The organism is Pararhodobacter sp. (genome assembly GCF_036802785.1).
In the GTDB taxonomy this organism is placed as follows: Bacteria; Pseudomonadota; Alphaproteobacteria; order Rhodobacterales; family Rhodobacteraceae; genus Pararhodobacter.
The window spans coordinates 25,137-36,367 of sequence record NZ_DAIRVN010000046.1; the positions used below are offsets into that span (position 1 = coordinate 25,137).

Here is an 11,231-nt window from a genome sequence, read left to right on the forward strand (position 1 = left end):
CCCTTTCCGGTCAGTCGTCGTCGCGCCCGCCGCGCGATTGCGACAGCGAGGCCGTGTTTACGCCCAGCGACTTTAGCTTGCGATGCAGCGCCGAGCGCTCCATGCCGACAAAGGTTGCCGTGCGCGAAATGTTCCCGCCGAAGCGGTTGATCTGGGTCAGCAGATACTCGCGCTCGAACAGCTCGCGCGCCTCGCGCAGGGGCAGCGTGGCCAGCCCGCCGGACAGCACCACCCGCCCCTCGCCCTCGCCGCCATTGCTGTCGCCCTGCAACTCGCGCGCCTCGATGGCGCCGGCGGTCTCGCCAAGGATCAGCGCGCGCTCAATGACATTGCGCAACTGGCGGATGTTGCCGGGCCAGCCCATCGCCTGAAGCTGCGCCTCGGCCTCATCCGACAGATCGCGCTTCGGCAGGCCCTGCGACTGGTGGAACATGTCGATGAAATGCACCGCAAGCGAAGGGATATCCTCGCGCCGCTCCTCCAGCGAGGGGACCTGGATGGGAACCACATTGAGGCGGTCATACAGCTCCTGCCGGAACTGGCCCGCCGTGATCTCGGCGCGCAGGTCGCGCGTGGTCGATGAGATCACCCGCAGATCAACCCGCACCTTTTCGGCGCCGCCGACGCGGCTGAATGTCTGATCGACCAGCACCCGCAGGATCTTGGACTGCGTGCCGGGCGGCATGTCGGCAACCTCATCCAGATAGAGAATGCCACCATGCGCCTGTTCCAGCAGGCCCGGAATAATGCCATGCGCCGCGCTTTCCTGCCCGAACAGCACCGCTTCCATCTTGTCCGGCTCGATCGCGGCGCAGGAGACGGTGACGAAAGGCGCGCTGGCGCGGTTGGAATTGAGGTGGATGAAGCGCGCCGCAACCTCCTTGCCGCTGCCCGAGGGGCCGGTCAGCATCACCCGCCCGTTCGAGCGCGTGACCTTGCCAAGCTGCGATTTCAACACCTTCATGGCCTGACTGGCGCCGATCATCTCGGTCTGGCCACCGTCGCGCTTGCGCAGTTTGACGTTTTCGCGCCGCAGCCGCGCCGCTTCCATCGCGCGGCCGATCACCACCAGAAGCTGGTCGATGTTGAAGGGCTTTTCGATGAAGTCGTACGCGCCCTTCTTGATCGCCGCCACCGCGATCTCGATATTGCCGTGCCCGGAGATGATCACCACCGGAATTTCAGGATGCTCGCGCTTGACGGCCATCAGAATGCCGATGCCGTCCATCTGGCTGTCCTTGAGCCACAGGTCCAGAATCATCAGCGCGGGCGGGTTGGCGCTGACCGCCGCCATCGCATCATCCGAATTGGCGGCAAGGCGGGTTTCATAGCCCTCGTCGCGCAGGATTTCCGACACCAGTTCCCGGATGTCGCGTTCGTCGTCCACGATCAGGATATCACTCATTTCCCTGTCTCCTGCTCTGCCCGCCCCGCACGACCATTGACCAGAAGGGGCAGCCGGATTTCGGCCAGGGCGCCGGTATGGCTGGCCCCTTCAAAGCAAGGTGCGTCGCGCAGCGTAAGCGTTCCGCCATGTTCCTCGATGATTTTCTTGACAATTGGCAAGCCCAGCCCGGTGCCCTTTTCGCGCGTCGTCACATAGGGTTCAAACAGGCGCGCGCGGTCTTCCGGCAGGCCGATGCCGTTGTCGGCAATCGTAATCACCACCGCCTGATCGCCCCGCGCCATCGTTACGTCAATACGGGGGATGAAGCCCACAGGGGCGTTGCCACTTTCTTCCAGTGTTTCAATGGCTTCACCGGCGTTCTTTATCAGGTTCGTCAAAGCTTGGGTGATCATGGTTGAGTCAATTTCCAGTTCCAGCGGCGTGTCAGGCAGGGTGGCGACCAGCTGGATATGGTCCATCCCGGCCTCCTGCAAGGTCACGGCATCGCGCACAAGCTGCACCAGATCATGCGGGCGCCGGTCTGGTTCGGGCATCCGGGCGAAGCGTGAAAACTCATCAACAATGCGCCGCAAGTCATTGGTCTGCCTTACAATAACATCGGTGAGCTGTTCCAGAGAAGCTGCCTCTTCCTCGGCCAGATGGCGACGGAACTTGCGTTTGATGCGGTCGGCGGAAAGCTGGATCGGGGTCAGCGGGTTCTTGATCTCATGGGCGATGCGCCGCGCCACATCACCCCACGCGGCCATGCGCTGCGCCGAGACCAGCTCGGTCACGTCATCAAAGGCCACCACATAACCCTCAAGCGCGCCATCGGCATTGCGCCGCTCTGCCAGCCGCACCAGCAGGCTTTCCAGCCGCCCGGCCCGGCTGAGGCGCACCTCATCCTGCACCCGCCCGGCAAAGCGCGTGTCGCCATCGGTCAGTCGCGCCAGCAGCGGGCCGAATTCGGGCACCGCATCGGTCAGCGGGCGGCGGTGGCTTCGGGCGCCGTCGATGCCGGTCAGCGCCTCGGCCGCGCGGTTGACGAATTCGACATTGCCTCCCGCATCCAGTCCGATCACACCGGCGGTGACCGATGAGAGAACCGAATCGAACAGGCGGCGGCGCTCTTCAATCTGGCCGGTATTGGCCAGCAGCGTTTCGCGCTGGATCTTGAGCTGGCGGGTCATCTGGTTGAACACCCGGCCCATGGTGGCAATCTCGTCGTCGCCCTTTTCCTCAGGCACCTGCACATCCAGATCACCCTCACCGACTGCCCCAGCCGCCGCCGCAAGCCGCCCGATGGGCCGCGAAAGCCGCTCGGCAAACCACATGCCCAGCCAGATCGCGGCCAGAATCAGAATGATGGCAAAGGCCAGATACAGCAGCGCGAAATTGAACAGCACGCGCCCTCGCTCACGCTCAAGCTGGTTGTACAGCTGGATCGTCGCCTGCGTCTCATCCAGCAGCGACAGGATTTCGCCGTCAACCGCGCGGGCGATATAGAGCAGCCGGTCAAACTGCCCCTCCAGCGGGACCAGCGCGCGGAATTCGGAATTGGGCCAGTCGCGGATCAGCACCAGCTCCCCGGCGGCGGCGCGCGCCAGATCATCCGGCGCAGGGCGAATGAAATCAAAGAGATAAGAGCGCTCGCCGCGCAGCTGAAGCGTGCCGTCGGAATCGATGATGAAGGCCACACGCAGCCCGCGCTGGATGGCGGCCTGCCCCTGCGTCAGGATCTGGCGCAGCTCACCGTCGGACAGGAAGGGGTTGGTCTGCGCCCAGAGGTCAAGAAACCGGCCTACCGCCTGCCCGTCTTCGATCAGGTTGCGTTCCTGCTCGCTCTGATAGGCCTCGGCGGCGGCCAGCGAATTGCCGACCACATTGCGCACCCGGTCCGAGAACCAGCCCTCAAGCCCGATATTGATGGTGATCACCGAGAACACCGCGACCGAGATTGCCGGAACCAGCGCGATGATGGCGAAAAGCGCGGACAGGCGCAGGTGAAGCTGCGACCCGGCAGAACGTGAGCGCCGCGCCGCGATCATCCGCGCGATCCGCGCCATGACAAGCGCCGCTACGACCAGAATATAGATCAGATCGGCGAGCAGAACGAGGCGGAGCGAGGGAAGATTCGGCGATACCGTGAACGGCCCCAGCACCAGCACCGAGGCCAGCACCAGCAGCGGCGCCATCGCGACCAGAATCAGCGTGCCAAGGGCCTGAAGCCTGCGCCGCAACGGGCTGCGCCGTGTCAGAAAACCGTCATCCGGCCGGACATCGCCCGGCCGCGCCGCCCCCGAACCGGAAATCATGGGTTCGCCAGTTGAAAAGACACGATAAAACAGACCCCCTGACGCCTCGGCGCGCCGCGGACATGCGGCAAATGCGCCACGCCTCTGTGGCCTGTTTACATCAACTTGCGGCGCCGTGTCACGCGAATATCAAGTTCGTTGATCTTCTTGCGCAGGGTATTGCGGTTGATCCCCAGCAGGTCGGCACAGCGGGCCTGATTACCGCCGGTATATTCCAGCGAAATCTCGATCAGGGGTGCCTCCATCTCATGCAGGATGCGGCCATAGACGCCGGGTGGCGGCAGCTCGTCGCCATGCAGCTCAAAGTAGCGGCGCACATGGCGGCCCACGGCCTCGCCCAGCGTTTCGCCGTGGCGTCCCTCGCCCTGCGCGCTGACCGCCGGATGATTGTTGAGCGCCGATTCGATCTCGGCGCGGCCGATCTCGGCCTCCTGCCCGGTGATGACCAGCCGCCGGATGGTGTTTTCAAGCTGGCGCACATTCCCCGGCCAGCTGTACTGGCGCACCACCTCCAGCGCCTGGGCTGACAGACGGCGGCTGGTGCCGGTTTCACGCGCGGCGCGGGCCAGAAAATGCTCGGCCAACAGCGGGATATCCTCGATGCGTTCGCGCAGCGGCGGCACATGCAGTGTGACACCACCCAGCCGGTAATACAGATCCTGCCGGAAGGCCCCGGCCTCCAATGCGCGGGTCAGCCCGCCATCGGCAATGGCGATCACGCGCGGCCCGTCTTCGGGCAGGGAATCCAGCATGCGCACCAGCCGGGCCTGCGCCTGCGCGCCCAGATCGGCCAGCCCGTCAATCACCAACGAGCCCGAGCGCGCGCGCGCCACCAGTGCCGCCGGGTCACCCAGATCCAGATCCTGCGCCGAGGCCAGCACGAAGGGCTGGTTGCGACGGTCGGAAAAGTCATGCAGCGCGCGGGCGATCAGCGACTTGCCGGTGCCCGATTCACCCGTGATCAGTGCCGGAAGCTCGGCGTTCATCACCCGCGCCACCAGCCGGTAAAGCGCCTGCATGGTGGGCGTGCGGCCCACCAGCGGCAGATCGCCGTCGCCCGCCACCTCGACCACCTCGCGCACCGGGGCCTTGACCACCGTGCTGCCGCGCACCGCCCGCCGCCCGCTTTCCAGCGCGCGCGATGAGCGTTGCAGCAGGTCCGGCAGGTCGAAGGGTTTGGGCAGATAATCCCAGGCGTCAGCCTCGGTGGCCTGAATGGCGGTCATGATCGTATTCTGGGCCGAGATGATGATCACCGGCAGCCCGGGCCGCAGCGCCGAAATACGCGGCAGCATCTCGATGCCGTTCCCGTCAGGCATGATCACGTCCGAGATGACCAGATCGCCCTTCCCTTCCTCGACCCAGCGCAGCAGCGTGGTGAGGCTGGAGGTGGCATGTACCCGGCAGCCTGCGCGGGTGAGCGCCTGTGTCAGGACCGTCCGTATCGTGCGGTCGTCGTCGGCAACAAGGACTGTGCCATCCATCAGCGGGTCTCCCTGGGTCTTGCAGTCGTGGGTATTGAAGTGGTGGCGCCCGATGTTCCGGCGGTCGGCACTTTGGTTGTCGGCGCTTTGGCGACAGGCGGCTTTCCGGGGGGCCGGGGCGCCATCGGCAGCGAGACGCGGAAGATTGTCTGGTCCGGCCGTTGATCCACCTCGATCCAGCCATCATGCGCCGCGATGATCTTTGAGACCAGCGCCAGCCCCAGCCCGGTGCCGTTCTCGCGGCCGGAAACAAAGGGCTCAAAGATATTCTCGGCAATCTCGGGCGGCAGGCCGGGGCCGTCGTCGATGATTTCGACATGCAGCGGCAGCGACAGGCGCTGCCCTTCACGCCCGCGCAACTGCAGGCCGCGCTCAAAATAGGTGCGGATGCGAATCGTGCCGCCGTTAGGCTGGGCCTCGGCTGCGTTCTTGAGCAGATTCAGAAACACCTGCAAAAGCTGGTCGGCATCAGCCCATGTGCCGGGCAGCGAGGGGTCGTAATTGTCGTTGATGCGCATATGCGCCCCGAAACCGACCATCGCGGAGCGGCGCGCGCGCTCAAGCACATCATGGATATTGACCTCGGTGCAATCGGGCGGGCGCTGGTCGCCGAACTGTTCAACCTGTTCCAGCAGCTTCACAATGCGGCGGGATTCTTCCACAATCAGGTTGGTCATCTCCCGGTCCTGCGGTGGCAGGTTCATCGACAGAAGCTGCGCGGCGCCGGTGATCCCGGCCAGCGGGTTCTTGATTTCATGCGCCAGCATCGCCGACATGCCGATGGCCGATTTCGCCGCCGCCTTGACCGCCTGCGTGCGGCCCAGCCGCCCGGCAATGTCGCGCGGGGCGATGAGCAGAAGCAGGGTCTGCGCGTCATCATTCATCGGCGCAAGCTGAAGGTTGCACAGAACCGGCGGGCGCTCGCCGGTGCAGACATCGGCATCGTTGATGAAGATCGGCGCGCGGTTGATGCGGGCGCGGGACGCGGCCTCCTCGATGGGGGCGTCGATCGACAGGCGGTCATAGGCGGGCTCACCCGCCAGTTGCGCCGAGGAGGCGGCCATGAACAGCTCTGCCGCCGGGTTGCATTCAAGGATCGTTTCCTGCCCGTTGCGCTGCACGATCAGGAACGCGGGCACCGGCAGTGCCGCCCAGATCGCGCCGGTGACGGGCGTGTCGCTCATGCGGCAGCCTCGCGCGGGGCAAGGGCGTCTGGCAGAAGGGCCAGCACCTGCGCCGGATCACTTTCGCGCATCAGCCGGGCGCGCAGCTCAGCGGGGCCACCGGCTGCGTCGACATACCAGCCCAGATGCTTGCGCGCGATGCGCAGGCCCAGATCGCGGCCATAAAAGCCAAGGATCGCCTCGTAATGGCGCGCGACCAGATCGGCCAGCGCGGCCCCCGTCGGCACCACCGGCGCCGGGGTGCCATAGAGCGCCGCGCCGATCTGGGCCAGCAGCCAGGGCCGCCCCTGCGCCGCCCGCCCCACCATCACGCCATCGGCGCCCGAAGCCATGAGCGCGCGCCGTGCAGTCGCCGCATCCACAATATCGCCATTGACGATCAAGGGGATGGTAACCGCCTCCCGCACCGCGCGGACCGCCGGCCAGTCAGCGCGCCCGGTATAAAACTGCGCGCGGGTGCGCCCGTGAATGGTGATCATCGTCACGCCCGCCGCCTCGGCCCTTGCGGCCAGCTCAGGCGCGTTCAGGCAGTCATCGTCCCAGCCCAGCCGGGTTTTCAGCGTGACCGGCACCCTGACCGCAGCCACCACCGCATCAATCAGCCGCAAGGCCAGATCAAGGTCGCGCATCAGGGCCGAACCGGAAAGGCCGCCCACCACCTTCTTGGCCGGGCAGCCCATGTTGATGTCGATCATCGGCGCGCCCTCGGCCTCGGCGATGCGCGCGGCTTCGGCCATGGCGCCGGCATCGCGCCCGGCCAGCTGCACGGCCGTCACCACACCCGCGCCGACCTTTGCGCGCGCTCGTGTCGCCTCAGCCCGTGTGCCCGCAGCCCTCGTCCCGGCCCGAACCGAGCGCTGCCGCGTCACCATCTCGCCCGAGGCGATCATCTCGGACACCAGCAGCCCCGCACCAAACTCCGCCACCATCTGCCGGAACGGCAGATCGGTGATTCCCGACATCGGCGCCAGAAGCACCGGAGGGGCAAGGGGAACAGGAAAGCGGGGGGTGTTCATTGGCCGTCTCTTCAGTTCGGTTGAGGCCCATGTAGCGCGCGCCGGGCCGCTTGGCAAAGGGCATGGCGGCAGATGCTGCGCGTAATTTCATCACATGCCCAGCATTTGGCCTATTCATGAGGCGATATGCACAAATATAAGGCGTATAGCCAACAGCACCGCCAAGGCGACACGCCAAAATTGCTTCACATGCCCTGCGTTGCACACTAATGCCTTGGCGTATGAGCATCCTTTCGCAAACCGCTGTCATCCTTGTCGCCGCCGGGCGCGGCACCCGTATGGGCGGCGAATTGCCCAAACAATGGCAGGATCTGGCGGGTCAGCCGGTTCTCGCCCACACCATTGCGGCGTTTCAGGCCGCCGGTCTGGGGCGGATCCTGCTGGTGATCCATCCCGATGACGAATCCCGCGCCCGCGCGCTTGGCCTGCCCTTCGTGCCGGGCGGGGACAGCCGCGCGGCCTCGGTCCGGGCGGCGCTGGAGGCGTTGGCCGCCGACCCGCCCGAGCGCGTGCTGATCCATGACGGCGCGCGCCCGCTGGCCTCGGTCGCGCTGATCCGGCGAGTTCTGGCAGCGCTCTCGGCCACGCCCGCCGCCGCGCCTGCGCTGGCGGTGACCGATGCGCTGTGGCGCGGCGCGGGCGGCAAGGTCACCGGCACCCAGCCGCGCGACGGGTTGTGGCGCGCCCAGACGCCGCAGGGCTTTCGTTTTGACGCCATCCTGAGCGCCCATCGCCAGCATCCCGCCGAAGCTGCCGATGATGTCGAGATCGCGCGCGCGGCCGGTCTTGACGTTGCTATCGTCGAGGGCGAAGAGGAGAATCTGAAGCTTACCTATCCCGCCGATTTCACCCGCGCCGGGGTAATTCTGGCGCAGAGAGCCGCGGCGCACAGCACTTCGGCGCACAGACAGGAGAGTGCCATGGATATCCGCACCGGAAACGGCTTTGACGTGCACCGCTTCGGCCCCGAAGTGGCGGGCGGCACCGACTGCGTTCTGTGCGGTGTGAAGGTGCCGCATGGGCGGGGGCTTGCGGGCCATTCCGATGCCGATGTCGGCATGCATGCGCTGACCGATGCGATTTACGGCGCGCTGGCTGAGGGCGATATCGGCCAGCATTTCCCGCCGTCTGACCCGCAGTGGAAGGGCGCCGACAGCGCCATCTTCCTGCGCCATGCGGCGGAACTGGCCCGCTCGCGCGGCTTCCGGCTGACGCATGCCGATGTGACGCTGATCTGCGAATACCCCAAGATCGGCCCGCATACGATCGCGATGCGCGCGGCGCTGGCGGAAATCATGGGGGTTGAGGCCGGGCGCGTCTCGGTCAAGGCGACAACATCCGAGCGGCTGGGCTTTACCGGACGCGAGGAAGGGATCGCGGCAATCGCCACCGCCACGCTGGTGCAGGCATGAGGGCTTCGCGCTTCGTTGCGACATGGTTCTGTGTCGGGCTGATCCGGCCCGCGCCCGGTACCTGGGGCAGTCTGGCCGCCCTGCCCTTTGCCTGGGGCCTGCACCAGCTGGGCGGCTTTGCGGCTCTGGCGCTGGCAACCGTTGCGGTGTTCGGGCTGGGCTGGTGGGTCTCGGCGGCGGAGACCCGGGGCCGCGCCGACCCTGACCCTTCCGAGATTGTCATCGACGAGGTGGCGGGCATGTGGCTGGCGCTCTGGCCGGTCTCGTTCGGGGCGCAGATGATGGGAGCGGATATCCTGCGCCTCTGGCCGGGCTGGGTGGTGGCGTTTCTGGCCTTCCGGCTTTTCGACATCTGGAAGCCCGGCCCCGCTGGCTGGGCTGACCGGCTGCACACGCCACTGGGCCTGATGCTGGATGACATCTTTGCCGGGGTGTTTGCCGCCGTGGTTGTGGTGGCAGCGGCGGCCTTCGCGCATGGGGTGCTGATGTGAGCCGCCTTGCCCGCCAGATTCTGACACGGGGCCGGGCGGCGGGGGCCATGCTGGCAGTTGCCGAAAGCTGCACCGGCGGGATGGTGGCGGCGGCGCTGACCGATCTGCCGGGCTCGTCGGAGATTTTCGCGGGCGGCTTTGTGACCTATTCCAATGCCATGAAAACCGAAGCGCTGGCGGTACCGGCTGACCTGATTGCAGCGCATGGCGCGGTATCGGAACCCGTGGCGCGGGCGATGGCCGAAGGGGCACGGGAACGCGCGGGGGCAACGATCGCCGTGTCGATCACCGGCATAGCCGGGCCCGGCGGGTCAGAGTTCAAGCCTGAGGGGCGGGTCTGTTTCGGCCTTGCCACGCAGGCGGGCTGCACCACAGAGACAGTGGAATTCGGCGCCCTTGGCCGCGCCCGCGTGCGCCGCGCCGCGCGCGATCACGCGCTGCAGCTGTTGCTTGACGCCCTGGGCTGAACCTGCCCTCAGCCCTTACGGCATCGGCGGCGGGCGGCGGCCCGGCCAGTTGCTGGCGCGGTGCCAGGCATCGGCCAGCTGCAACAGGCCCCTGTCATCGCCATGCCGCCCGATCAGCTGCATCCCCATCGGCAAACCCTCTGCCCCGAAACCGGCGGGCACCGCCAGCGCCGGAAGGCCGATCAGGCTGGCGGGAATAACCACCTCCATCCAGCGGTGATAGGTGTCCATGGTCTGCGCGCCGATCGCTTCGGGGTGCACGATCCCGATGTCAAAGGGCCAGACCTGCGCGGTCGGCAAAACCAGCGCATCGAATTGCTCGAACAGCTCCGCCGCGCGCGCATACCAGCGTGAGCGGATCAGGCTGGCCTGCTGCACCGCGTCAAGGGTCAACTGCCGCCCGGTCTCGATCTCCCAGATCGCGGCGGGTTTGAGGCGGGCGCGTTTGGCGGGGTCATCATAGAGCGGTGCCAGCCGGTTGGCATTGGCGAAGGCGCGCAGGTCCAGCCAGGCGCGCCACAGATCGGTGGCGGGAAAGGGCGGTGGCACGCTTTCGACAGCAACCCCCAGCGCGGCAAATTCCGCCAGCGCGCTCTCGCACAGCGCCAGAATGCCCGGCTCCATCGCATAGGCCCCGCCCCAGTCGCCCAGCCAGCCGATCCGCCGCCCGGACACATCGCCGCCAAGCCCCTCCAGAAACGCCTCGCGCGGCAGCCCGAAAGGGCGTCGCGGTTCGGGGCCCGCCTGAACGCTCAGAAGCGCGGCCAGATCGCGCGGCGCGCGCGCCATCGGCCCGCTGGTGGAGAGGGAATGCAGGAATGTCTCGCCCTCGGCGGCCTCCGGTACCCGGCCCCAGCTGGGCCGGAACCCATAGACATTGTTCCACCCCGCCGGGTTGCGCAAACTGCCCATCATGTCCGAGCCATCCGCCACCGCCAGCATCCCGCAGGCCAAAGCCACCGCCGCCCCCCCGGAGGAGCCCCCGGCGCTGCGCGTGGGGTCATAGGCATTGCCGGTTGCGCCATGAACCGGGTTGAACGTGTGGCTGCCCAGGCCAAATTCCGGCGTATTGGTCTTGCCGATGAAAATCGCCCCCGCCGCGCGCATCCGCGCCACCATCAGATCATCCGTCGCCGCCACCTGCCCGGCAAACAAGGGCGAACCCATCGAGGTGGGCAATCCCGCCGCATTCGCCAGATCCTTGACGGCGACCGGCAGCCCATGCATCCAGCCGCGCCGGGGGGTGTCATCGGCGGCGCGGGCCTCATCCATCAGTTCCGCCTCATCGCGCAGGCTGACAATCGCGTTGACCCGCCCGTTGACCCGCGCGATCCGCTCCAGCGTGGCGCCCATCAGCTCCGCGCAACTGACCTCACGCCGGGCCAGCAGCGCCGCCTGTTCAAGCGCATCCAGTGCCAGGATATCGTCCGTGCTGCTGTGCATTTTCTGTCTCTAAATATCCTGGGGGGTGAATT

At 66.7% G+C, this 11,231-nt stretch carries 9 protein-coding genes; 3 read left to right on the forward strand and 6 right to left on the reverse strand.

Going from position 1 to position 11,231, the window contains the following annotated elements; all coding sequences use genetic code 11:
* Positions 1-10: 10 nt before the first annotated feature.
* From ntrX to dusB, 5 genes are all read right to left on the reverse strand, one after another.
* Positions 11-1,405: a nitrogen assimilation response regulator NtrX gene (gene ntrX, locus V7Q53_RS15145; protein ID WP_333829471.1), complete on the reverse strand. Its 1,395-nt coding sequence runs from the start codon at positions 1,403-1,405 to the stop codon at positions 11-13.
* Positions 1,402-3,702, reverse strand: coding sequence for a sensor histidine kinase NtrY-like (locus V7Q53_RS15150; protein ID WP_333829473.1), 2,301 nt, complete (start codon positions 3,700-3,702; stop codon positions 1,402-1,404). The genes ntrX and V7Q53_RS15150 overlap by 4 nt, the downstream gene beginning before the upstream one ends.
* 95 nt (positions 3,703-3,797) lie before the next feature.
* Positions 3,798-5,186: a response regulator gene (locus V7Q53_RS15155; protein ID WP_333829474.1), complete on the reverse strand. Its 1,389-nt coding sequence runs from the start codon at positions 5,184-5,186 to the stop codon at positions 3,798-3,800.
* Positions 5,186-6,370, reverse strand: coding sequence for a two-component system sensor histidine kinase NtrB (locus tag V7Q53_RS15160; RefSeq protein WP_333829475.1), 1,185 nt, complete (start codon positions 6,368-6,370; stop codon positions 5,186-5,188). The genes V7Q53_RS15155 and V7Q53_RS15160 overlap by 1 nt, the downstream gene beginning before the upstream one ends.
* Positions 6,367-7,386, reverse strand: coding sequence for a tRNA dihydrouridine synthase DusB (dusB, locus tag V7Q53_RS15165; RefSeq protein WP_333829476.1), 1,020 nt, complete (start codon positions 7,384-7,386; stop codon positions 6,367-6,369). The genes V7Q53_RS15160 and dusB overlap by 4 nt, the downstream gene beginning before the upstream one ends.
* Before the next feature lie 221 nt (positions 7,387-7,607).
* Between dusB and V7Q53_RS15170 the strand changes: the two genes are divergently transcribed.
* From V7Q53_RS15170 to V7Q53_RS15180, 3 genes are read left to right on the forward strand one after another with little or no spacing between them, the layout of a single operon-like run.
* The gene (locus V7Q53_RS15170; protein ID WP_333829477.1) at positions 7,608-8,798 is read left to right on the forward strand and encodes a bifunctional 2-C-methyl-D-erythritol 4-phosphate cytidylyltransferase/2-C-methyl-D-erythritol 2,4-cyclodiphosphate synthase; all 1,191 of its coding nucleotides are present in this window, start codon (positions 7,608-7,610) and stop codon (positions 8,796-8,798) included.
* Positions 8,795-9,289, forward strand: a complete 495-nt coding sequence (locus tag V7Q53_RS15175) for a phosphatidylglycerophosphatase A family protein (protein WP_333829478.1) — start codon at positions 8,795-8,797, stop codon at positions 9,287-9,289. The genes V7Q53_RS15170 and V7Q53_RS15175 overlap by 4 nt, the downstream gene beginning before the upstream one ends.
* Entirely contained in the window at positions 9,286-9,756 is a 471-nt protein-coding gene (locus V7Q53_RS15180; protein ID WP_333829479.1) for a CinA family protein, read from the forward strand. Before V7Q53_RS15175 ends, V7Q53_RS15180 begins: the two co-directional genes overlap by 4 nt.
* 15 nt (positions 9,757-9,771) lie before the next feature.
* Here V7Q53_RS15180 and V7Q53_RS15185 read toward each other — a convergent pair whose 3' ends face one another.
* Positions 9,772-11,199: an amidase gene (locus tag V7Q53_RS15185; protein ID WP_333829480.1), complete on the reverse strand. Its 1,428-nt coding sequence runs from the start codon at positions 11,197-11,199 to the stop codon at positions 9,772-9,774.
* Positions 11,200-11,231 lie beyond the last annotated feature (32 nt).

What these genes read in the sequence shown, in the direction of transcription:
- ntrX (WP_333829471.1), bottom strand. Translation starts at nt 1,405, where the DNA reads ATGAGTGATATCCTGATCGTGGACGACGAACGCGACATCCGGGAACTG.
- V7Q53_RS15150 (WP_333829473.1), bottom strand. Translation starts at nt 3,702, where the DNA reads ATGATTTCCGGTTCGGGGGCGGCGCGGCCGGGCGATGTCCGGCCGGAT.
- V7Q53_RS15155 (WP_333829474.1), bottom strand. Translation starts at nt 5,186, where the DNA reads ATGGATGGCACAGTCCTTGTTGCCGACGACGACCGCACGATACGGACG.
- V7Q53_RS15160 (WP_333829475.1), bottom strand. Translation starts at nt 6,370, where the DNA reads ATGAGCGACACGCCCGTCACCGGCGCGATCTGGGCGGCACTGCCGGTG.
- dusB (WP_333829476.1), bottom strand. Translation starts at nt 7,386, where the DNA reads ATGAACACCCCCCGCTTTCCTGTTCCCCTTGCCCCTCCGGTGCTTCTG.
- V7Q53_RS15170 (WP_333829477.1), top strand. Translation starts at nt 7,608, where the DNA reads ATGAGCATCCTTTCGCAAACCGCTGTCATCCTTGTCGCCGCCGGGCGC.
- V7Q53_RS15175 (WP_333829478.1), top strand. Translation starts at nt 8,795, where the DNA reads ATGAGGGCTTCGCGCTTCGTTGCGACATGGTTCTGTGTCGGGCTGATC.
- V7Q53_RS15185 (WP_333829480.1), bottom strand. Translation starts at nt 11,199, where the DNA reads ATGCACAGCAGCACGGACGATATCCTGGCACTGGATGCGCTTGAACAG.